The organism is uncultured Cedecea sp. (genome assembly GCF_947498825.1).
Lineage (GTDB): Bacteria > Pseudomonadota > Gammaproteobacteria > Enterobacterales > Enterobacteriaceae > JGM124.
Genome location: NZ_CANMLV010000003.1, coordinates 83,541 through 106,005, shown reverse-complemented (window position 1 = coordinate 106,005; position 22,465 = coordinate 83,541). Strand labels below are relative to the sequence as shown.

The window sequence follows — 22,465 nt, the reverse complement described above, 5'->3', positions numbered from 1 at the left end:
AGCGGTCTGTATGATTAAGCAATACCTGCAAGTTACGAAACCAGGAATTATTTTCGGCAATTTAATTTCTGTGATTGGGGGATTTTTACTGGCCTCAAAGGGCAGTATCGATTACCCCTTGTTTCTCTCAACACTGATTGGGGTCTCTTTGGTGGTCGCTTCCGGTTGTGTTTATAACAACTTTATCGACCGGGATATCGATCAGAAGATGGAGAGAACGAAAAATCGGGTACTGGTAAAAGGCCTGATTTCACCGAGCGCCTCGCTGGTTTATGCCACCTTGTTAGGTATTGCTGGCTTTATGCTGCTGTGGTTTGGTGCTAATCCTCTGGCGATGTGGTTGGCGGTAATGGGCTTTGTGGTTTATGTCGGGGTTTATAGCCTGTACATGAAGCGTCACTCAGTCTATGGCACGCTGATCGGTAGTCTGTCAGGGGCTGCACCACCGGTCATTGGTTACTGTGCTGTGACCAATGAGTTTGATGCAGGAGCGGCTATCCTGTTGGCTATCTTCAGTCTCTGGCAGATGCCGCATTCCTATGCGATTGCTATCTTCCGTTTCAAGGATTACCAGGCAGCCAATATTCCTGTATTACCGGTAGTAAAAGGGATCTCGGTCGCCAAAAACCATATAACGCTGTATATCGTTGCTTTTGCTGTTGCCACACTGATGCTCTCTCTGGGCGGTTATGCCGGTTATAAATACCTGGTTGTTGCTGCTGCTGTGAGCGTCTGGTGGTTAGGTATGGCATTACGTGGATACAAAGTGGAAGACGATAAAGTCTGGGCGCGTAAATTGTTCATTTTTTCAATCGTCGCTATTACCTCACTAAGTATCATGATGTCAGTTGATTTTATGGTGCCTGAATCACATCAGCTGTTGACCTACCTTCGGTAATCAACAAATCGCTAAAAAGGGCACATAAGTGCCCTTCAGATTGCTGACAAAGAAAGAAAAAACGTGGTTTTTCCTTCTTTGTGTTATCAGCCGAAAATCAATAAATTGATTTTCCTGTTTATTTTCGTAAATAAGCGCTGAGAATTAGATATCACTTTAGCTTTGTCATCAGTCTCAAGGGCACGTAAGTGCCCTTTTTATTGGATAAATAGCTTAAAATCCGGTGTTACAATTTATTGAAAGCGAGTCATTTACCCTCCCCTTTCCACACACTACACTGATGCCGACTTTCTATCTGAGGTAGTAATGAACGACTACAAAATGACCCCTGGCGAATTACGAGCAACATGGGGTTTAGGCACCGTATTTTCGCTACGTATGCTCGGTATGTTTATGGTGCTGCCGGTTCTGACCACCTGGGGTATGGCTTTACAAGGTGCCAGCGAAGCGTTAATAGGGCTGGCGATTGGCATTTATGGGCTGACTCAAGCGGTATTCCAGATCCCTTTTGGCCTGCTGTCCGATCGCGTTGGTCGTAAGCCACTGATTATCGGCGGACTGGCTATTTTCGTCGTAGGTAGCGTAATTGCGGCCACCACTGACTCAATCTGGGGCATCATATTAGGCAGAGCGCTTCAAGGTTCCGGGGCAATTGCTGCAGCCGTAATGGCATTACTATCTGATCTGACTCGTGAACAGAATCGCACTAAAGCGATGGCCTTTATCGGTATCAGTTTTGGTGTCACTTTCGCTATTGCCATGGTACTGGGCCCAATTATTACCCAGGCGCTTGGTCTGCAAGCCCTGTTCTGGATGATTGCCGTACTGGCAACACTGGGCATTGCCGTGACTATCTGGATAGTTCCTGATAGCAAGACTCACGTGTTAAATCGTGAGTCGGGTATGGTCAAAGGCTGTTTTCGTAAAGTCCTCGCGGAGCCCAGATTACTGAGGCTCAATTTCGGCATTATGTGTTTACATATCATGCTAATGTCCACCTTTATCGCTCTACCCGGAATTTTAGAACAAGCCGGTTTTCCAGCAACAGAGCACTGGAAGGTCTATCTGATAACCATGCTGATATCCTTCGTCGCGGTTCTGCCATTGATTATCTATGCTGAAGTCAAACGCCGTATGAAACGCGTGTTTATTTGCTGCGTCGCCCTGTTACTTATCGCTCAAATTATTTTGTGGGGGTCCGGCCCACATTTCTGGGAACTGGTTATTGGCGTACAGATTTTTTTCCTCGCCTTTAATTTAATGGAAGCGATCCTTCCTTCCCTTATCAGTAAAGAGTCCCCTGCTGGTTATAAGGGTACGGCAATGGGTGTCTATTCAACCAGTCAGTTCTTAGGCGTAGCGATTGGCGGTGCTGTCGGTGGCTGGGTAAATGGTTTATTTGATGCGCAAACTGTTTTCCTGTGCAGTGCATTACTGGCAACGCTCTGGTTGCTGGTCAGTTACACCATGCAAGAACCGCACTATGTCACCAGTCTGCGTATTGAACTTGAACAGCAGATGACAGACACCAGAAGCTTAGAAGCGTTATTGATGGCTCAACCCGGCGTCAGTGAAGTCAGTATTATTGCCGAAGAGCACAGCGTTTATATCAAAATTGACAGTAAAGTGACGAAACGCGCGGTGTTGGAGGCCTTGATAAAAGAAAACAGGCCGCTACAGCAAGCCCACTAAAACAAGATATCTGAGTAAAATGCGCATTACCTGTCGTAGACGCAGAACCCGGAGAGTCGATAAGCATAAATAATTATGTGATTCGACTCTCCGGACGAAGGCAATACCCGGGTAATGCAAAGTATGACGGGTATCAGTCGCGGAAGTTTTTGAACTGGAAAGGCTGTCCCAAATTACCGCCACGGATCAAGGCCATAGCACTCTGTAAGTCATCACGCGACTTACCGGTGACACGAATCTCTTCACCCTGAATTTGTGTTTGTACTTTCAGTTTATTGTCTTTAATCAGCTTAACAATTTTTTTTGCGATTGCCGCTTCAATACCCTGTTTCAGCTTAGCATTAACGCTCCAGGTTTTACCGCTATGCTCAAACTCATCCGGTACATCGATGGAACTGCCTTCAATACCGCGCTTTAAGAGTTTGGCGCGCAGAATATCCAGCAATTGGTTTACCTGGAAATCTGACTCGCTCGCCACTTTAATGCTTTGATCTTTCTCATTTAACTCAAAGCTTGCCGGAACGTTACGAAAATCAAATCTGGTGGCTAATTCCCGCTCGGCATTTTCGATTGCGTTACGGACTTCTTGCATATCGATTTCAGAAACAATATCAAACGATGGCATATTTTTTCTCCCTTTACTGTTTGCGTTGCATAATACCCGCTGGGCTGCGCAAAACAACCCGTTAAAGAATCAGAAAGCATATAACGCTATAATAGAATATGTTCAGGGTTTAGCTGAGGAGGAAAAAATGCGAATCACCGTACTGGGTTGCGGTGCTCTGGGTCAACTTTGGCTAACTGCACTTTATAAACAGGGACATGAATTGCAAGGTTGGTTGCGCGTGCCGCAGCCCTATTGTCATGTCAATTTACTGGACAGCACGGGTGATATCTTTAATCGCTCATTTATTGCCAATGATCCACAATTTCTTGCTGAGAGCGACTTACTTATGGTAACGCTCAAGGCCTGGCAAGTTTCTGATGCTGTCAAAGTTCTGGCGCAAAAACTTCCGGAAAACAGCCCTATTTTATTACTCCACAATGGCATTGGGACACTTGAAGAACTGAGCCGCCTGCAACATCCGATATTACAGGGGTTTACCACCCAGGCTGCAAAACGTGATGGCAACGTTATTGTTCATGTTGCGAATGGCGTTACCCATATTGGTCCGGGGAATTTTCAGGCAACAGGATACAGTTATCTTGCTGATACCCTGCACCAGGCACTGCCTGATGTGGCATGGCATAACAATATTGAATCTGCCAGCTGGAATAAGCTCGCAGTTAACTGTGTGATTAATCCCCTTACAGTAATCTATAATTGCCCAAACGGGGAGCTGGCTGCTCATCATGAGGAAGTGTTCGATATTTGTGATGAAATCGCCCATGTTATGGAGCGAGAAGGATACCATATCTCTACAGAAAACCTGTATTCACATGTTATTCAGGTCATTGAATGTACAGCTGAAAATATCTCTTCTATGCTTCAAGATGTCAGAGAGCAGCGCCACACTGAGATTGATTATATTACGGGGTATTTAATACGTCGTGCACGTGCCAATGGTATCCCTGTCCCATTAAATACACGCCTTTATGAGCTGATTAAACGTAAGGAAGATGAATATGAGCGTTCGAGCTCTGGTTTGCCTGGCTCCTGGGGCTGAAGAGACTGAAGTTGTCACCACTATCGATTTATTAGTCAGGGCAGGGATTTCCGTCACCACCGCCAGTGTAGCCAGTGATGGTGCCCTGATTATTGTCTGTTCACGCGGCGTCAAACTGGTCGCTGATGTGACGCTAGTCGAGGTCGCTGATGATGAGTTTAATATTATTATTCTACCCGGTGGCATAAAGGGGGCTGAATGTCTGCGTGACAGCCCACTACTGGTAGAAACCGTCAGACAATTTCACCTTTCCGGGCGTATTGTCGCCGCTATTTGCGCAGCCGCCGGAACCATACTGGTTCCCCATGGATTATTTCCCGTTGGGAATATGACGGGATTTCCCGGGCTGAAAGAGACCATCCCAGAGGGACAATGGCAGGATAAACGTGTGGTATGGGATCCACGGGTCAATCTTCTGACCAGTCAAGGACCGGGAACCTCGATTGATTTTGCGTTAAAGATAATCGATTTGCTCGTCAGCCGGGAAAAAGCACACGAAGTTGCCGGACAACTGGTACTTGCTGCGGGTATTTATAGTTTCAGAGATTACACATAGAACCGATTTCCCTTCTCCGGTCAGAGAAGGGAAATTATCATTGCTACTGACGATAAACCTTGACGTTTTTGTAGCCAAGTTCATTCAGATACAGCGCTTGCAGGCGGCTCATCACACCACGATCGCACCACAGTAAATACGTTTTGCTTTGATCGAGCGTGCTAAATGCAGTACTCAATTTATAGAAAGGCAGTGCAGTCACCGTTACACCATCCAGTGTCATCGGTTTCGCTTCAACTTCATCATTAGAGCGAATATCCAACAGTACGTCATTTGCCCCTAGTTCAGTAACGGTTTCAACTTCAACGATTTCTTCTTTGCTTTGCTCGGCTATTTCACGAATATCAATATTTGTGGCTTCCGCAATCACACGTTCCAGAATCGAGAAGTCGAAGTTTTGTTCTTCCGCTTCAATCTTCGCTTTTACTGCCTTGACTGTAGGGCTTTTTGATATGACACCACAATACTCAGGCATGGTACGCGCAAAGTCAGCCGTGCCAATTTCACGCGCCAAATCGATGATATGTTCTTTATCATGTGAAATCAGTGGGCGCAAAATAAGCGTGTCGGAAACATTATCAATCAGACGTAAATTAGTCAGTGTCTGGCTGGAAACCTGTCCCAGAGCTTCACCAGTGACCAGGGCCTGAACACCGTAGCGCTCAGCAATCTGCGAGGCGGCGCGGATAAACATGCGTTTTAACACCACCCCCATCTGCCCGTCTTCAATTTTTTCAAGGATTTCACCGACAACCGGTTCAAAGTTAACGGCAACAAATCGCACCTTATGAGAACTGCCAAAGCGGTTCCACAGATAGTGAGCAACTTGTTTGACGCCAATCTCATGAGCGGCCCCGCCGAGATTAAAGAAACAGTAATGCACCCGGCATCCGCGACGAATCAGCATATAGCTGGAAACACCCGAGTCAAAGCCCCCTGATATCAGTGACATGACGTCTTCCTGGGTCCCTACAGGGAAACCGCCGAGCCCTTCACTGCGACTCTTAACCAGCAACAGACGATCGTTTTCAATTTCCAGATTAACCGTAACATCGGGGTTATTCAGTTTAACGCGTGCAGACTCAATATGCTGGTTAAGACCACCACCGACATAGCGTTCAACCTCAATAGAGCTAAATTCATGTTTACCGCGGCGCTTGACGCGCACACAGAAAGTCTTATCAATCAGGCTGTCGCGGTAGAGTTCTAACGCCTGCTCAAAGATATTATGCATATCAGTAAATGGCACATCCTCGACATCGAGAATATGATGAATACCAGGTATACGTGTTAAACCTTCACGAATAATCTGACGTTTGCTGTCGTCTTTGGAGCGAACCTCGATATGATCCCAGTGGCGGACTACCGCCAGATTCTCATCGTAAGGTTTTAAAACATTACGAATGTTCACGGTAAGTATCTTAATGAAGCGCAATCGCACAGATTGGCTTTTGATTGTGATTTCCGGGAACAATTTAATGATAAACTTCATGGCGGTAAGAGTTCGTTAGTTAGCCATTTATGCGGTTAAACATAAGAGCTTAAAGAAAAGTACAACAGTGGCATTATCGCTACTGCATCCGAGAGGCTGGAGTATACCACTATCCCGGGAAGACTGCGTATCTTAACCAGATGTTCAAGCTTGCTTGATAATCATTTTGACTCCGTTACCATATCGGCGTCGAATTAAAATAGAGTCAGACATTCACTATGCCGAAAAAAAATGAGCCTCAAACCAGTTTTGAAACAGCGCTGGTTGAACTGGAACAAATTGTTAGCCGCCTGGAAGGGGGGACTCTTCCGTTGGAAGACGCCTTAAATGAATTTGAACGTGGTGTGCAACTGGCACGCCAAGGACAAGTAAAACTGCAGCAAGCAGAACAGCGGGTACAAATTCTGCTTAGTGATAATCCTGATTCTCCCCTGACGCCTTTTGCACCGGATGCTGAATAATATGGATTTTACTCGTCAACTCCAGACCCATACTGACAGAGCCAACCAGGCAATTGTCAGTTTTCTGGCCCCGCTTCCCTTTCAGGACAGTCCGATGGTTGAAGCCATGCACTATGGCGCATTATTGGGTGGTAAGCGATTACGCCCTTTTCTGGTTTATGCTACGGGTGAAATGTTTGGTGTCAGTCCCGAGGCTCTGGATGCCCCAGCAGCCGCGATAGAGTGTATTCATGCCTATTCATTGATTCATGATGACCTGCCCGCCATGGATAATGATGATTTACGCCGCGGTCAGCCTACTTGCCATATAAAATTTGGTGAAGAGAATGCTATTCTGGCAGGAGACGCGCTGCAAACTCTGGCCTTTTCGATACTCAGCCAAGCCCCTATGCCGGGAGTGAGTGTCACAGACAGACTGGCAATGGTCGCAGAACTGGCGACCGCCAGTGGCGTAGCGGGAATGTGCGGAGGTCAGGCTTTGGACTTAGCGGCCGAAGGTAAACAAATCAACCTTGAAAGTCTGGAGCGGATTCATCGACATAAAACAGGGGCATTAATTCGCGCAGCCGTTCGCCTTGGCGCGTTAAGTGCGGGTGATGCAGGTCGTCGTGTGCTGCCTGTCCTGGATAGCTTTGCCCAGAGTATTGGCCTCGCGTTTCAGGTTCAGGATGATATTCTGGATGTCATTGGCGATACCGCCACCTTAGGTAAACGCCAGGGAGCCGATCAACAACTGGGAAAAAGTACTTATCCTGCTTTACTTGGCCTCGAACAAGCTCAAAGCAAAGCACAAGAGCTATATCAGGAAGCTCGCCTTGCCCTGACAACCCTTTCTGAACAATCGCTGGATACCACAGCCCTGGAAGCGTTGGCAAACTACATTATCCATCGTGATAAATAACGTATAACAACCATGAGTTTAGATTGCTGATGAGTTTTGATATCGCCAAATACCCGACCCTGGCACTGGTTGACTCCACTCAAGAGTTACGCCTGTTGCCGAAAGATAGCCTGCCGAAGCTATGTGATGAGCTACGTCGTTACCTGCTGGACAGTGTCAGTCGATCCAGCGGACATTTTGCCTCCGGTCTGGGTACCGTTGAGCTCACTGTGGCGCTGCACTACATCTATAATACCCCCTTCGATCAAGTTATCTGGGACGTGGGACATCAGGCTTATCCGCATAAGATCCTGACCGGTCGTCGTGACAAAATAGGCACAATACGCCAGAAAGGCGGGTTGCATCCTTTTCCGTGGCGAGCTGAAAGCGAATATGATGTCTTGAGTGTCGGTCACTCCTCAACATCAATCAGCGCCGGAATAGGTGTGGCTGTTGCCGCAGGAAAAGAAGGTAAAGATCGTAAAACCGTGTGCATTATCGGCGATGGTGCAATTACCGCAGGTATGGCGTTTGAAGCGATGAATCATGCGGGGGATATTCACCCGGATATGCTGGTTGTGCTGAATGATAACGAGATGTCAATCTCTGAGAATGTCGGTGCACTGAACAACCATCTGGCGCAGTTACTTTCCGGCAAGCTATATTCCACCTTACGCGAAGGCGGTAAAAAGGTTTTCTCCGGTGTTCCGCCTATCAAAGAGCTGCTCAAACGCACCGAAGAACATATCAAGGGAATGGTAGTACCTGGCACCCTGTTTGAAGAGCTGGGTTTCAACTATATTGGCCCGGTTGATGGTCATGATGTGATTGGTCTGGTCAATACTCTGAAGAATATGCGTAGCCTGAAAGGGCCACAGTTTCTGCATGTCATGACCAAAAAAGGCCGTGGCTACGCACCGGCAGAAAAAGATCCGATCAGTTATCACGCGGTACCTAAGTTTGATCCACAAAGCAATACGCTGCCGAAAAGTGCGGGGAGCCTGCCGAGCTATTCAAAAATATTCGGTAACTGGCTGTGTGAAACCGCAGCGCATGATGACAAACTGATGGCCATTACCCCAGCGATGCGTGAAGGTTCCGGCATGGTGGAATTTTCTCGTCAGTATCCAGACCAGTATTTTGACGTTGCTATTGCAGAGCAGCACGCCGTTACCTTTGCTGCCGGTCTGGCAATCGGTGGTTATAAGCCTGTTGTCGCTATTTATTCCACTTTCCTGCAGCGCGCTTACGATCAGTTGATTCATGATGTAGCGATTCAAAAACTGCCGGTATTATTTGCTATTGATCGGGCTGGTATTGTCGGAGCTGACGGACAAACGCATCAAGGGGCTTTTGATCTCTCTTTCCTGCGTTGTATTCCGGATATGGTCATTATGACCCCAAGCGATGAAAATGAATGTCGCCAGATGTTATATACCGGCTACCATCATCAAGACGGCCCGAGCGCTGTTCGTTATCCGCGAGGCACGGGTACCGGTGCTGAACTAACCCCCCTGGAATCTCTGCCACTCGGCAAAGGCGTTATCAAACGCCAGGGCGAGAAACTGGCGATCCTTAACTTTGGTACCCTACTCCAGGATGCACAGGTTGTGGCTGAAAAACTTAATGCCACTTTGGTTGATATGCGCTTTGTTAAACCCATGGATCAGGCACTGATCCTGCAAATGGCTGAGCAGCATGAATCGCTCATTACGGTAGAGGAAAACGCTATTATGGGAGGAGCCGGTAGTGGCGTAAATGAAGTCTTAATGGCTCACAGAAAAGCAATACCAGTACTGAATATCGGCTTACCTGATTTCTTTATCCCACAGGGCACTCAGGAGGAAGCGCGAGAAGATATTGGTCTGGATGCAGCAGGAATTGAGCAACAGATTCGCCGCTGGATCGGTTAATTCAGACTCGAATCGGAGGGGATGGCAAGGATGCTTCCCTGGTAACACAATGTCTGGTTTGTATATTTTTCAACTCTCCGTCACCAGACACCATCAGTGCTACAAATCTCCTTCCTTGGATACCGCCCATTAAACATCATTCGCTGTTCTTGAACGATAGCATGACTCCTCTCAGGAAAAATGATCGTACCCTTTTAGATCCAGCGTAACAGGACAGCCATTACGCATAAACTGTAATCCTTCAGATGCCGGAATAACCTGACCAATACAGGTATAAGGAACGCCAAGGTTACCGACAGCAACTTCCAGTGCCCCACGGTTCATCTCTGGCACGGTAAAGCATAATTCATAGTCTTCTCCCCCTGCCAGAGCCCAGGCCGTAGCCTGCTCAAGTGACACTTGCGCCAGAAGCGCCTCAGATAAAGGAAAATTATCAAGGGCAATACGTGCACCACAATCACTGGCCGTCAGTATATGGCCCAAATCAGAAATCAGCCCGTCTGAAAGATCTATTGCACTGTTAGCCAGGCCTCTGAGTGCTTCTCCCTGGAGAATACGCGGTGTCGGACGTAAGTGGCGACCTGTCAGATAATCCGCTTGTTTTGCATCACTCACCTGCAGTTTTTTTTGCAAAATCGCCAGTCCGGCAGCACTGTCACCCGGCGTTCCGGTAACATAAATCCAGTCACCCACTTTAGCACCACTGCGTTTCAGTGCCCGTCCCTCGGGAACAAGACCATGGATACCCAGCGTCATTGACAGTGGGCCACGGGTCGTATCACCGCCAATCAGCTGAACACCATAATAATCAAGTTGCTCAAATAAACTGTCGCTGAAAGCCGCAAGCCAGGATTCATCAATTTCTGGCAGCGTAATGGCCAGGGTCAGCCAAGCCGGAGAAGCTCCCATAGCCGCAAGATCGCTTAAATTAACGGCCAGCGCTTTATAAGCAAGGTCATCCGGAGAAATATCAGCCAGAAAATGAACGCCTGAAACCAAAGTATCAGTGCTGATAGCAAGCAACTGTTTTTCAGGTAGCGTCATTAAAGCGCAGTCATCACCAATACCGGTGTCGACTTCAGAGCGAGAGTTTCCGGTCCTGGCGAAGTAACGGGCAATAAGGGAAAACTCACCACATGCCATGCGTGATACCTCAAGAGAGTGGAAAGAAACAGGCCGGACAGTGCCGGCCTGAAGATTACTTTTTGCGGGGACGAATAACTGGAGCGACTTTATCAAGTACGCCATTGACAAATTTATGGCTGTCTTCAGCGCCGAAGGTTTTGGCTAATTCAATCCCTTCGTTAATGGCTACTTTATAGGGTACGTCATCGCGTTTGGATAATTCAAACAGCGAAATACGCAGGACAGCCTTTTCAACTTGCCCCAGTTCTTCCAGCTGGCGAGACAGATAAGGCTGCATCAGCCCATCCAAATACCCGCTGTTAGTAGCCACCCCACTCAGCAACTCACGGAAATAGTTAACGTCAACGTCTTTGACGTCCTGTTCCGACAGGAACTGGTATTCAACATCAGCGATGTCGTTTTTCGACAACTGCCAAGAGTAAAGCGCCTGAACGGCACATTCACGGGCGCGGCGACGAGCAGCAGGTTTCACGGATTTCCCCTTACAAAAATCAGGCTTTGATAGCCTTCAATACATTAATCATTTCCAGTGCGGTTAATGCCGCTTCGGCACCTTTATTACCCGCTTTGGTACCCGCACGTTCAATAGCTTGTTCAATACTTTCGGTCGTCAGCACGCCAAAGGCGACTGGCACACCGCTGTCGTGGGAGACATGAGACAGACCATTGCTCGCTCCGCCCGCAACATATTCAAAATGCGCAGTACCGCCACGAATAACGGTACCCAGCGCGATAATCGCGTCATACTTACCGGTTTTAGCTAATGCATCAGCCGCCAGAGGCAATTCATAAGCCCCAGGTACCCATACAACGGTAATATTGTTATCTGCAACCTGGCCGATACGTTTCAGTGCATCTACGGCACCATCCAACAGGCTGTCATTGATAAAGTTGTTAAAACGCGCAATCGTGATGGCAATACGAGCGTCAGGAGTAGCAACAGCTGCTTCAATAATGTTCATAATATTCCTTTACGGGTTCTGTTTAGCCCCAAAAGGGGGCGGATTTTACCATAATCTTTTCGCGACTGCTTACGTTTTACGAGTACGCGTGTTTTGGGATTAAGTGTAGACATAAATCTGGGCCAACCTGCCGAATCTGGCTGAAAGCAAATTCAGGAGCATCAGCAAGTTTTTCAAGTCCCGGAAGAGCACATAAACCACGCGCATCACTACCCAGTAGCTTAGGTGCCAGATAAACAATTAATTCATCGACCAGTCCCGCCTGCAATAATGCACCGCCAAGCGTCGGGCCCGCTTCCACCCAAATATTATTAATCTGGCGTTTACCTAGCTGCATCATCAGTACGACCAAATCAAGATGACCAAGATGCGGGGCGATAATAATTTGTTTGACATCGTCAGGCCAGGACTGAGTATCAGCGCTGCAGCGAGCAAGCCAAGTCTCTCCCGGTTGCTGGATTATTTTATGCTGCGGCGTAACCCGATTTTGACTGTCGATAATAATCCGTACGGGTTGACGTGTCTGTGGTTTGGCAAACAACGAACGTGTCGTTTGATCCAGCTCGTCCCAGCGAACGGTTAAGGCAGGATCATCAGCCAGAACCGTGGCGCTGCTGGAAAGGATAGCCGAACTCTGGGCGCGCAGTCGCTGCACATCACGACGCGCCTGCGGCGAGGTTATCCACTGGCTTTCGCCACTGGCCATTGCCGTACGGCCATCCAGAGAGGCGCCTAGTTTAAGTTGCAGATACGGGAATCCTGTACGCATACGTTTCAGAAAACCGCGATTAATGGCTTCCGCTTCGGCCATCATCAGACCGTGGCTGACATCAATACCTGCCTGTTGTAAGCGATACAGTCCGCGGCCGGCAACCTGTGGGTTGGGATCTTGCATAGCCGCAACGACTCGAGTGACACCCGCCGCTATCAAAGCATCGCAACAAGGAGGGGTTCGTCCATGATGACTACAAGGCTCAAGTGTGACATAAGCAGTAGCACCACGTGCTTTTTCACCTGCCATACGCAAAGCATGTACTTCAGCGTGGGGCTCACCGGCGCGGTAATGATATCCCTCGCCGACAATTTTCCCTTCTTTTACCAGCACACAGCCAACATTAGGGTTGGGCATTGTGGTAAAACGTCCACGCTTCGCAAGCTCCAACGCACGTGCCATAAACAGCTCATCACCAGACATATCTTTAATCCTGTAAGCGTGCGATTTCTTCGCCAAATTCTTTAATATCTTCAAAGCTACGGTATACTGAAGCAAAACGGATATAGGCCACTTTATCCAATTTTTTCAGTTGTTCCATGACCAGATTACCGACCATTTTACTCGGTACTTCTCGCTCCCCGGTTGCCCGCAGATGAGATTTAATATGGTTGATAGCCATTTCGACATCATCGGAATTGACCGGGCGCTTCTCAAGCGCTTTCAGTATCCCACTGCGCAGCTTATCCTCGTTAAAAGGCTCACGTACATCATTGCTCTTAACTATCCGGGGCATGACTAATTCAGCCACTTCAAAGGTGGTGAAGCGTTCATGGCAAACCAGGCACTGTCGACGGCGGCGTACTGAGGAGCCTTCACCCACCAGGCGCGAGTCAATAACCTTAGTATCCACGGCGAAACAGAATGGGCAATGCATAGCGTTTCCTTCACAGATAATAAAAATGAGTGACAGTCTACCGCGAAGTTGCAGGAGTACAAAGATGGCTCACCATATCAGCAATGAAATAAAGTGCTATCTTTAAGTATTCATCGTTTTAATTGGCGCTTCCGGGGGATATCCTGCTATGTCTTTGCGTTACCTGAGAGCCCTGCTGGCGTTCAGTATTTTGAGTCTGGCCGCCTGCGCACAACAGTCTAATCTGCATCAAATTCAGTACGAAATAAAAACACTGAAGCAGGATATGGTGGATTTAAGCCAGCAAGCTATTATCCTCAGCGAACAAAATGCCCTGAATGCCCAGTCGACTCAAGGCGTTTATTTGCTACCTGACGCAGGCGCTCCGGCCTTACTGGAAAGTCAGATTGGGTTGCTGAAAATCGCGCTTATGCATGTCACGAGCGTGGCTGACGGGACTCAGGTGACATTGCTAATCGAGGAAAATGCTCGGAAATCTCTGCCCGCCTTTACAGGAATGATTGCCTGGAAAACACGGACAGACAGCGTGGATATGCAATCTACAGCGATTGACGGGCAGCAATCTTTTACCGCACCGACCCAGTTAGCCACACCCGATGGTTCAACTCTGACTCTGGTCATCCCTGGACTTGCGCCTGAAAACCTACGCTGGATACGTATTCACGCTATTCATTCTGTAGCTGAGGTTAACTAAATCAGCTGTAGGTTTACCTGAGGCAGACCTGTTAATCAGCATCATTTAATTTCAAATGAAATAGTAATTAAAGGTTATTAATAAGAGTGCATTTTTCTTGAGACAGGTAAAAGAGAATTAAATTCGACATAATAGATAAAAATGCGAACGCAATCGATTACGTGTATGATGAAAATGTGAAACAGAACATATTTTTGTGAGTCATGGCATCTATAATAATCACATCGTGAGAAGCCTGCGGATTTAACTCGCAGAAAGTTGTTTCACAATTTCTTAACATGAAATAAACAGTGGCGAAAATATGAAAAAAATCATCCTGGCAGCCGGCGCTGCCATTGCACTTGCTAGCTCCTTCTCAGTCAGTGCCGAAGAGGTCAAAGTTGATCGTTCTGAATATCTTTCAGACTGGTGGCAGCAGAGTGTTAACGTAGTCGGCAGCTATCACACCCGTTTCGGACCACAGTTACGTAACGATACCTACCTTGAATATGAAGCATTTGCCCGTAAAGACTGGCTGGATTTTTATGGCTACGTCGATGCACCGGTATTTTTCGGCGGCAATAGCGATGCGCGCGGTATCTGGAACAAAGGTTCCCCACTGTTTATGGAAATTGAACCGCGTTTCTCTATCGACAAGCTGACCAATACAGATCTGAGTTTTGGCCCGTTCAAAGAGTTCTTTATTGCTAACAACTATATCTACGATATGGGTCGCAATAAAGATGGCCGTCAAAGCACTTGGTATATGGGTCTGGGTACCGATATTGATACCGGCCTGCCAATGAGCCTGGCATTGAACGTCTATGCTAAATACCAGTGGCAGAACTATGGCGCGGCTAATCAGAATGAGTGGGATGGCTACCGCGTTAAAGTTAAATACTTCGTACCGCTGACTCAGGTTCTGGGCGGTGATTTAGCTTATATCGGCTTTACCAACTTCGATTTTGGTTCAGACTTAGGCGATTCACAGTATCGTACGAGTAACTCAATCGCTTCCAGCCACGTTCTGGCGCTGAACTACAATCACTTCCATTATTCATTCGTTGCCCGTTACTTTAATAATGGCGGACAGTGGAAAAATGGCGATCGCCCGGTATTTATGGATGACAAAATTCAGTCAAATGGATTTGGTTACTACCTGGTGGCAGGTTATAACTTCTAATTGTTGACCCGCTTGAAGAGCCGATCGCCCGATCGGCTTTTTTATTGTCTGCTTTAATCAGCTAAAGGCCAGAGACCAAATAACTGTCCACTCCCTATTATCTGAAACTGAAACAGCAACCTCACAATAAACATACTTCACCGTCCATATGTAAGCATCCAGCAAGAACCGTATTGACGTAAGAGGATTATTCCACTGGCAGAGTGACACGCCAGAGTAACAGTTCACTGACCCGGCTTACCGGCCAGTCAGCTATCACATCAAGAACATGTCGAAGATAGCGCCCCGGATCTATGCCATTCAGTCTGCATGTCACGATGAGACTGTACAGAAGTGCTCCGCGCTCTCCTCCTCCCCGCACTGGTATTGGTTCTGGTAAGGCACTATTTCAGTAAAGATGATCAATTAATATGGTGAAACCGTAATAACTGTACTTCCCGAATAGCTGCCCGCAGTTGCATTAGTGCTAGTGAGTACTGATTTCAACAAGTAGTTATTTCCCCCTTGATGACTGTAGGATAAGTTAGCATGAATGTGATTATCATCTAAACTAATATCAGGATCTACAATAGTAATAGTTGGATTTCCCCCACAGGCTATCGAAAAATCTAAACTCCGCTCAGAGATTGAGTTCGGTGCTTGTGTGCCGTGGTCTAAAACCCCGCCATTAACTACATTAATAGTACAATCTGCAGGAGGAGGTATGCCTGCACTACAAAACTGCCCTCTTGAATTAGCTACTTGATCTGCAGTAAGAAGACCAAATGGAGTCTCTATCGCAATGTGGTTACCATAAGGTGTAACCTTACCTGCCACCATGCACTCCGCTCCAGGTCCAGCAGCACCGCCATGAAAGCTGTACTGGTCAAAGCCGTTTGGCATCACTGCACATGCAGATGGATCTTTAAGTTTAAAATTATCAGGTGCAGTTGTTACGCAAGCGTCAGAATTAACAAATGTACTAACATGGGGATCGGCATGCGAATTATTCCCATAACTTCTTATAAAAACACACCCCGAATAAGGTATTCCAAGTACGGCATTCCCCTTAGCACAATGCAACCCTGACAATACTAAAGTCGTGGTCAATACCGTTGATTTAAGTGTATCAGAAATAGAAATCCAATGCGTTTGCGCATTACCATAACTAACCCCATCGCGACATGCGGGGGCGTCCTTACAAGATATAATCTCCATAGAGTAATAGGGCCACCGTGACGCCTGAGTCGCGGGACTTCCCCCCCAGCCTATCACTATCAATAACAATAAAAAAAATCGCTTCAGCATTGTTTATTTCCTTTTCTAAGCGCTCAGCCTTAATAAGCCCTTACTGGTATTCCACGGTCATCGTCGACGATGCGGTAAACTCCCCAGGGGCCAGCGTGCTGCCCGCCCGCTTCACCGGCACCGCGTATAAATTCGGCGTATCGTTAATATCAGTGTAAGTAAAATTCAGCCACGTATTGACCCCCAGGGCCGCCGTCTCATGCTGCAACTGGATCCCAAAGTCCGCGACCTTCGGCACCGCCAATGCCGTCGTGCCCCCCCCCAAATTAATTCCTGGCCCCTGGATTTGCAGCTTCAGGGTATTTTTTATCAACTGGTCAGCCGGGCACACCAACCGGTACTCTATCGGTTTCCGGTAATTGACCCCGTCCACCCGGGTGGTCAGCACATCACCAAAATCCACCTCAATCGGCTGGTTATCGTTAATGGTGCACGGCGGTGGGGTGATTATCTTCACCTTCACCGTCACCCGCGCAATGTTGCTGTCCACCGCCCACACGGGTAACAGTGCCAACACCCCTATCACCAAGGCCCAGCGGGCGCGTTTTTTTCCGGAGTTGCTCATGTCGCGCTCCTCGTGTTCCTGTTTTTGTCTGTCTGCATGGGGCCTCACGGGTAATCCAGTCTAAAGCTGGCCGTTTCACTGAATGCCCCGCGCACTATCGTCTGACTGGCTACCGCATCCGGCTCACCCTGCACATACGCCTTAAAGTCCAGTTGCGAATTCGGCGAGGACAGCGCCAGCGCATCCGTCGCTTCGTTAAACTTCACCGCCTGCGCACTCAATGTCTCTATCCCTATCGCTACCCCACGATTTTGATCGCCCACCGTCAACAATCCCGGTAACGCCAGACTTTCCTTCCCCACAAACATCACCTTCACCGTGTTCCCCAGCGATAAGTCACAATCCGCCAGTTCAATCGCAAACCGCTGACCCGGTGTCCGATGCCCCTCATTCAGGTACAGGTACTTATCCACAATGGTCCCAAAATCCACGTCTATCGTCTCTGAAACCACCGTGCACGGCTCCGTCACTAACGTGCCGTACAACCGCACATTGGGCGCAGCCTCTGCACCACTGAGACTGCCCAGCAACAGGGCGCTCAACAGGCATCCGTTAATTTGATTACGCATCGTTATCGTCCTCGCCTATTGATAGTCGGCTTGCAAGGTGACTAACGTTTCAAAGCCCCCTTCCACCAGGGTCGAACCTGACCGCTTCACCGGCACCGCCATCAGCTGCGGCGGATTTTGGGCGTCCGTGATATCAAGCTGGCTGTTGGGCTTAAACACCGTCCCATTCGCCTGGTAAATCCGCACCCCTAAGTTATTCTCATTGGCCTTGTCCGTCCCCAAACTGGAGGTACGAAAAACATCCCCATCAAACGGGGCCGCCGTTCCCGCCAGCGAGAGTGTCAGCTTCCACCCGTGCGGGCTGGTGTCTTCACATTCCAAGCGGTATTCAAGCGGCTTAGCGTAGGCCACGCCATCAATTTTATTGACCCCTAACCGGTCACCAAAATTCACCTCGATGGTTTGACTGCCATCCACCTTGCACGGCGGCGGCGCAATTAACGTGCCTTTAAAACTCATATTCTTCTCGCCCTCCGCAAAAACGGACGGCGCAACAAGGCTCAACAGCCCCACGAGCAGGGCGAACCGAAACGGGGATTTTCGTGACGGCGTCAGACTATGTTCATGCAGGATGCTCATGCTCACCCTCCTATTCATAGCTCAGGTGAAAGTCCACCACGGCATGGAAAGCCCCGGCATTCAGCGGCGCGGCGGTGCGCATGGGGGTCACGGTGTAACGCAAGGTGTTTTCCCCCTGACTCAGCTGCAACGGCTGCCCCCGGTCCCCCAGACGCACATCGTGTCCTTGTTCATCCAGCAAGCGTAACCCCACGCCGGAGACCCCGTGCGCTTTGACCCACTGCGGGGAATCCGCATCCCGCACACTGCGAAAGCTCACCCGCACCGCCGGTTGCCCTGCCGTGTACATCCGTTCACCCGTGCGCACATCCTGTAAACCGATCCCCGGGTCAAGGCAGTCCGCCAGACGTAACTCAAAACTGACCGGATCACCGGCTGCCCCAAAAGCCCGCAGCCGGCCGGTGCCGATTTCATGCAAATCAATGTCCTGCCGGGCGCTGCTCATTTCGAGCCGGCACGCGCTTTCTGTCAGGGCCCCATGGACATACAGCGTGCCATGCGCCCCTTCCACATCCCAGTTATCCACCTGGTTCCAGTTACTGGCAACGATGCGCGAGGGCGGCTCAGCCTGCGCCCCGGATAGACTGCACACCACCACACTCAGCACACCGCACCACCACCGGGCGCGGGAAAGGCCGGTTTGTTTTTTTGGGCTGCCCATGTTGCTTCTCCTTGTTGTCAATCACCCCGGCGGAACGGCGTGCCCCCCCGGATGATTTGGATTATTTTTTTTCGGGAACAACCGAGCAAGTGCTGCCCGCACACTGAAACTGCAGTTGCGGGCGCCCCCCGTAATCATTCACATAGGTTAAGACCGGGTGCTCACCCACCGCCGCGGCACTCACCGTCAGCGGCATACTGCTTTTCGGGGCCACCATCATCGGCTCAAAATCCCTGACCCCGGTTGTGTCTTTTTGGCGACTGGCGTCCACAAACGTCACGTAATACGGCGTCGGGTTATTCACCAGATAGTTCCCGCCCTGTTTTGTCAGGGTCATTTTGTCCTGAGGGGGCTGCGCATACGGGTCGATGGCGATCCCTTTCGGCCGGTAAAACAGCTTAATGCGGGTTTGCAAGGCAATTTGTAAGGTGTTGGGCTTACTGCTTTTGGGCGGAATCTCGCGCAAATTAAAGTAGTACAGTGACTCGCGGTCTTGCGGCAGCATATCAGCCGCCGGCAGCGCCTGAACTTTGACCTGACTCGGCTTGCCCGGCTCAATGCGTTGCACGGGAGGTAACACGGTAAACGGGCTTTGAATTTTCTGGCCCGCCTCATCTTCCATCCACCCCTGTGCCAGGTAGGGCAACTGCTTGTTTTGATTACTCACGTTCAGGCTGACGGAGCGGTGATCGCCATCAAACACCACCCGGGTGCGGTCTAAAGCAATCGCCGCCTCTGCCGAGGTTGCCAGGGCGCTCCCCATGACCACGCCACTCCACAGCAGCGCGTTGAGGAGGGCGGTCTGGCGAGATGAGCATGCCACACGCAACCGCGGAGTAAAGGGTGTTGAGATATTCGGCAAATTCATGATTAAACTCTCTGTGTTCACGGTATCAATATGCAAAGTTTGTGCATCGCTAGTGTGTGTGATTCATCATTCATGATGCGTGACACCTCACGGTTTTCGCCGCTGCAAATGGCCCCATCCCGGGGTTGAGATTTCGCTCACCCTCGCGGGGAGGCAACACTGTCCTCGTGGACATTAACCAGGGCCGGCGCGGTCGAAAATGCAGACATCGATGACGCCCCTAGTGAGCGGCGACGCCGTCCGTCATCTGGCACGTCAATAACAGCGGCCGGGTAAACAGGTCGGTCGGTAACGGGCTCGGCAGGGTCAGCGCGCACTGCTTATCCCCCCAGGACACGGTCATGCTGCCCCCCGGTTGAATCCCACTGAGGTACACCGACCCCGCATCCCCGACAATCCCCACATCTTGCTGACGCGCATTTTTAATTACCGCACCAAACGGCGGCGTGCTGCCGTTGGCCAATTTAACGACCGCCATCCCTTTGTTACCGGACACCACATCAAACTGTCGGTACCCAATCGCCCCTTCCGTGAGCGTGGCTTGCACCACCGATTTAGAGGCCTCGGTGCGGTCATTCAACTCGTTCACATCAATGCTGGCTTTACTGCGGTAATAACTGTTGACGTCGCTGACCACCGCTTTCCCCCACCGGTTCGTGGGGGAGGTCTCCCCGTACCCGCGAACCGGCACGTCCGCAACCCCCATGGTGTCCACCAAAATACGGGTCCCCCCCAGGTTACCCGACCGGTGGAGTGCGCCGCCCTCGGGCGTCACCGTCACGCCCCCTTGCGCGGACAGGCCAAAGGCGCTGTACTGCCCTTGCACGTAGGAGACGTTGCCGTTAAAGCGCGCCACGTCCGCCTCGTGCGACACATACGCACTGCCCGTGGCCCCGCCACCGGCATGCCCGGCACTCACCTGGTACGTGGTATGCGCATTCACCCGGTCAAAGTAACTGGCCTGGTGGCTGGTGCCTGCGTTGTTGGTCGACATGTTGTAACTCATTGTCGATTTGGCCCCGAACGGCATCGACACCGACACGTACGCACCATCATCCTTCACGCGGTTATATTCATTACGAAACGCAGACAGGGACAGGCTGATATTGCGCAACCGGCCGACATCGAGGTACTTCGACAGCGTCAGGCTGTAGCGATCGTTTTGTGGCCGATCCCAGTAGGTTTCGTGGCTGTAGTTGACGTAGGCGCTGAGGCCCAGTTCCTGAAACTGCTTGTTAAACGACACGGTGTACATTTCCTTGCCGTGCCCCGCCTGAGTGCCGTAATGCCGGGCATCCAGGTACTCTGTCATGCTCATGAAATCCCGCTCGGAGAAGCGGTACCCCGCAAAAGTCACCTGGCTGTCAATTTCATCAAACGTTTTCGAGTAGCTCAGGCGGTACGAACGCCCGGACTGGGTGCCGGATGTGCGCGGTAACCGGGCAAAGGACTGGGTGATATCAAAGGACAAGGCCCCGAAGGCCAGCAGGTCCCGGCCCACCCCAATCGCCAGGGCATTGTAATCCTGGCTACCCAGCGCCCCGCCAAACAGCGACCACCCGTTACTCACCCCCCATGAAAACTCGCCCGTTCCAAAGACGCCGCCCTGTACGCGGTGTTTAAAGTCGGACGGGCGCCCCGCGGCCACCTTAAAGCGCACCTGCCCCGGGCGAGTAAGATACGGAATGCTGGCCGTGTTGACCGTAAACTCCTGTACACTGCCATCCTGCTCTTCCACCCGGACCAGTAACTCACCGCTGACTGCATCACTCAAATTCTGGATACGAAAGGGCCCCGCGGCCACCGAGCTTTCATACAATACGCGCCCTTGCTGGCTCACTTTGACGATGGCGTTAGTCTTCGCGACCCCTGAAATTTCAGGGGCGTAGCCCCGCAGGTTCGGCGGCAACATGCTGTCCTCAGACACCAGGCTGGCCCCCATAAACCGGAAGCTGTCAAACATCCCGGAGGTGAGATAATCCTCCCCCAGGGTTAATTTGGAACGCAGGGCGGCAATTGCCCGGTAGGCATAAAAACGGGTAAAATCCCACTGCCTGTCGATGGCCTGGTTGGCTTGGTTGGAGTGATTCAGGTTGGCCTGCCAGTCTGCACGAAAGCGCCACACGCCCAGGTTCACCCCGGTGGTGCCGTTGCCGCTGAGGTTATACCCCCGCACCCCATTTTTAATTTGGTTACGGGCCTGCCCGTTAACGTTATAATCAAACATCACCCCCGGGATACCCTCATCCCAGCGCGACGGCGGATCCCAGTTTTCCGCGGTGTACTCTAAGAAGGCCTGCGGAATGCTGAGGTAGACACTGCTTGTGGCCAAATCGGCGCGCGCCTCCATGCCCGAAATGCTGCTGACCGCCAGACACTCCCCGTCATGCCACCAGGATACGGACTTGAGCTCGCCGGGTTTAAACCCTATCTGCTCAACAACCGGTAAGGTCAAACACACCTGGCTGCCCTTCGGATCATCCTCCGGGGCATAGAACGCCAGCGATTGTTCAGCCAGCTCCCCTTTGTTCACGTGGATCACCATTTCGTAAGTACCCGGCACGATATACCCGGCGCGGGAGAAGACGCTCAAATCAATATTCTGGCGGTCATGAACGTCTAATACGTCGGTGTTAAATTGAATTTCGTCGGCGCCGAAGGCCACGTGAGGCAGTACGAGCGCCACCGCAATGCAAAAGCTTAACGCGTGGCGGCACGGCATGTGTGTTTGTGGTGACAACGTCATCCCTTATCCTTATTTATC

23 protein-coding genes and 1 pseudogene are annotated in these 22,465 nt (G+C 50.1%); 9 read left to right on the top strand and 15 right to left on the bottom strand.

Annotation, left to right across the window (positions count from 1 at the left end; genetic code table 11):
* The first annotated feature begins 10 nt into the window (after window positions 1–10).
* Together cyoE and Q1A40_RS05505 are read left to right on the top strand one after the other, a co-directional pair.
* On the top strand, window positions 11–898 hold the full coding sequence (gene cyoE, locus Q1A40_RS05510) for a heme o synthase (protein WP_299998438.1): 888 nt from the start codon (window positions 11–13) through the stop codon (window positions 896–898).
* 306 nt (window positions 899–1,204) lie between these two features.
* Entirely contained in the window at window positions 1,205–2,590 is a 1,386-nt protein-coding gene (locus Q1A40_RS05505; RefSeq protein WP_299998437.1) for an MFS transporter, read from the top strand.
* Between the two features lie 133 nt (window positions 2,591–2,723).
* Here Q1A40_RS05505 and Q1A40_RS05500 read toward each other — a convergent pair whose 3' ends face one another.
* Window positions 2,724–3,215, bottom strand: a complete 492-nt coding sequence (locus tag Q1A40_RS05500; RefSeq protein ID WP_299998436.1) for a YajQ family cyclic di-GMP-binding protein — start codon at window positions 3,213–3,215, stop codon at window positions 2,724–2,726.
* A gap of 127 nt (window positions 3,216–3,342) precedes the next feature.
* Between Q1A40_RS05500 and panE the strand changes: the two genes are divergently transcribed.
* Together panE and yajL are read left to right on the top strand one after the other, a co-directional pair.
* The gene (gene panE, locus Q1A40_RS05495) at window positions 3,343–4,257 is read left to right on the top strand and encodes a 2-dehydropantoate 2-reductase (protein WP_299998435.1); all 915 of its coding nucleotides are present in this window, start codon (window positions 3,343–3,345) and stop codon (window positions 4,255–4,257) included.
* On the top strand, window positions 4,217–4,813 hold the full coding sequence (gene yajL / locus Q1A40_RS05490; protein WP_299998434.1) for a protein deglycase YajL: 597 nt from the start codon (window positions 4,217–4,219) through the stop codon (window positions 4,811–4,813). The genes panE and yajL overlap by 41 nt, the downstream gene beginning before the upstream one ends.
* 43 nt (window positions 4,814–4,856) lie before the next feature.
* Here yajL and thiI read toward each other — a convergent pair whose 3' ends face one another.
* Window positions 4,857–6,305 carry a tRNA uracil 4-sulfurtransferase ThiI gene (gene thiI, locus Q1A40_RS05485; protein WP_299998433.1) on the bottom strand — a complete coding sequence of 483 codons (1,449 nt, stop codon included), beginning with the start codon at window positions 6,303–6,305 and terminating at the stop codon, window positions 4,857–4,859.
* 218 nt (window positions 6,306–6,523) lie between these two features.
* On the opposite strand from thiI, the gene xseB reads away from it, so the two are divergent.
* The 3 genes from xseB to dxs are packed head-to-tail and all read left to right on the top strand — an operon-like array spanning window position 6,524 to window position 9,559.
* The gene (xseB, locus tag Q1A40_RS05480) at window positions 6,524–6,766 is read left to right on the top strand and encodes an exodeoxyribonuclease VII small subunit (RefSeq protein ID WP_299998432.1); all 243 of its coding nucleotides are present in this window, start codon (window positions 6,524–6,526) and stop codon (window positions 6,764–6,766) included.
* 1 nt (window position 6,767) lies between these two features.
* Window positions 6,768–7,667 carry a (2E,6E)-farnesyl diphosphate synthase gene (gene ispA, locus Q1A40_RS05475; RefSeq protein WP_299998431.1) on the top strand — a complete coding sequence of 300 codons (900 nt, stop codon included), beginning with the start codon at window positions 6,768–6,770 and terminating at the stop codon, window positions 7,665–7,667.
* Between the two features lie 29 nt (window positions 7,668–7,696).
* Window positions 7,697–9,559 carry a 1-deoxy-D-xylulose-5-phosphate synthase gene (gene dxs / locus Q1A40_RS05470; RefSeq protein ID WP_299998430.1) on the top strand — a complete coding sequence of 621 codons (1,863 nt, stop codon included), beginning with the start codon at window positions 7,697–7,699 and terminating at the stop codon, window positions 9,557–9,559.
* A 171-nt stretch (window positions 9,560–9,730) separates the two neighbouring features.
* On the opposite strand, the gene thiL is transcribed toward dxs, so the two are convergent.
* The 5 genes from thiL to nrdR all read right to left on the bottom strand — a co-directional run bounded on the left by thiL (window position 9,731) and on the right by nrdR (window position 13,316).
* A complete protein-coding gene (thiL, locus tag Q1A40_RS05465) occupies window positions 9,731–10,702 on the bottom strand; it encodes a thiamine-phosphate kinase (protein WP_299998429.1) in 972 nt (323 codons plus the stop codon).
* Between the two features lie 55 nt (window positions 10,703–10,757).
* Window positions 10,758–11,177, bottom strand: coding sequence for a transcription antitermination factor NusB (gene nusB, locus Q1A40_RS05460; protein ID WP_299998428.1), 420 nt, complete (start codon window positions 11,175–11,177; stop codon window positions 10,758–10,760).
* A gap of 19 nt (window positions 11,178–11,196) precedes the next feature.
* Window positions 11,197–11,667, bottom strand: coding sequence for a 6,7-dimethyl-8-ribityllumazine synthase (gene ribE / locus Q1A40_RS05455; protein ID WP_299998427.1), 471 nt, complete (start codon window positions 11,665–11,667; stop codon window positions 11,197–11,199).
* Between the two features lie 76 nt (window positions 11,668–11,743).
* Window positions 11,744–12,862, bottom strand: coding sequence for a bifunctional diaminohydroxyphosphoribosylaminopyrimidine deaminase/5-amino-6-(5-phosphoribosylamino)uracil reductase RibD (ribD, locus tag Q1A40_RS05450; RefSeq protein ID WP_299998426.1), 1,119 nt, complete (start codon window positions 12,860–12,862; stop codon window positions 11,744–11,746).
* Between the two features lie 4 nt (window positions 12,863–12,866).
* Window positions 12,867–13,316, bottom strand: coding sequence for a transcriptional regulator NrdR (gene nrdR, locus Q1A40_RS05445; protein ID WP_299998425.1), 450 nt, complete (start codon window positions 13,314–13,316; stop codon window positions 12,867–12,869).
* 148 nt (window positions 13,317–13,464) lie between these two features.
* Here nrdR and Q1A40_RS05440 point away from each other — a divergent pair, with 148 nt between their 5' ends.
* Together Q1A40_RS05440 and Q1A40_RS05435 are read left to right on the top strand one after the other, a co-directional pair.
* Complete coding sequence (locus Q1A40_RS05440; protein ID WP_299998424.1) at window positions 13,465–14,010, top strand: DUF3251 domain-containing protein; 546 nt, start codon at window positions 13,465–13,467, stop codon at window positions 14,008–14,010.
* Window positions 14,011–14,311: 301 nt separating this feature from the next.
* Complete coding sequence (locus Q1A40_RS05435) at window positions 14,312–15,172, top strand: nucleoside-specific channel-forming protein Tsx (RefSeq protein WP_299998423.1); 861 nt, start codon at window positions 14,312–14,314, stop codon at window positions 15,170–15,172.
* A gap of 187 nt (window positions 15,173–15,359) precedes the next feature.
* Here the strand turns inward: Q1A40_RS05435 and Q1A40_RS05430 are convergent.
* The 8 genes and pseudogenes from Q1A40_RS05430 to Q1A40_RS05395 form a co-directional block, all read right to left on the bottom strand.
* Window positions 15,360–15,524 (bottom strand): annotated as a pseudogene (locus Q1A40_RS05430) (transposase domain-containing protein); the annotation flags it as partial.
* Window positions 15,525–15,577: 53 nt separating this feature from the next.
* Window positions 15,578–16,459, bottom strand: coding sequence for a hypothetical protein (locus tag Q1A40_RS05425; RefSeq protein WP_299998422.1), 882 nt, complete (start codon window positions 16,457–16,459; stop codon window positions 15,578–15,580).
* 40 nt (window positions 16,460–16,499) lie between these two features.
* The gene (locus tag Q1A40_RS05420; RefSeq protein ID WP_299998421.1) at window positions 16,500–17,024 is read right to left on the bottom strand and encodes a fimbrial protein; all 525 of its coding nucleotides are present in this window, start codon (window positions 17,022–17,024) and stop codon (window positions 16,500–16,502) included.
* Window positions 17,025–17,068: 44 nt separating this feature from the next.
* Window positions 17,069–17,593: a fimbrial protein gene (locus tag Q1A40_RS05415; RefSeq protein ID WP_299998420.1), complete on the bottom strand. Its 525-nt coding sequence runs from the start codon at window positions 17,591–17,593 to the stop codon at window positions 17,069–17,071.
* A gap of 15 nt (window positions 17,594–17,608) precedes the next feature.
* Window positions 17,609–18,172: a fimbrial protein gene (locus Q1A40_RS05410; RefSeq protein ID WP_299998419.1), complete on the bottom strand. Its 564-nt coding sequence runs from the start codon at window positions 18,170–18,172 to the stop codon at window positions 17,609–17,611.
* 10 nt (window positions 18,173–18,182) lie between these two features.
* The gene (locus tag Q1A40_RS05405) at window positions 18,183–18,833 is read right to left on the bottom strand and encodes a fimbrial protein (protein WP_299998418.1); all 651 of its coding nucleotides are present in this window, start codon (window positions 18,831–18,833) and stop codon (window positions 18,183–18,185) included.
* Between the two features lie 61 nt (window positions 18,834–18,894).
* Complete coding sequence (locus tag Q1A40_RS05400) at window positions 18,895–19,596, bottom strand: fimbria/pilus periplasmic chaperone (protein ID WP_299998588.1); 702 nt, start codon at window positions 19,594–19,596, stop codon at window positions 18,895–18,897.
* 325 nt (window positions 19,597–19,921) lie between these two features.
* Window positions 19,922–22,447: an outer membrane usher protein gene (locus tag Q1A40_RS05395; RefSeq protein ID WP_299998417.1), complete on the bottom strand. Its 2,526-nt coding sequence runs from the start codon at window positions 22,445–22,447 to the stop codon at window positions 19,922–19,924.
* Window positions 22,448–22,465 lie beyond the last annotated feature (18 nt).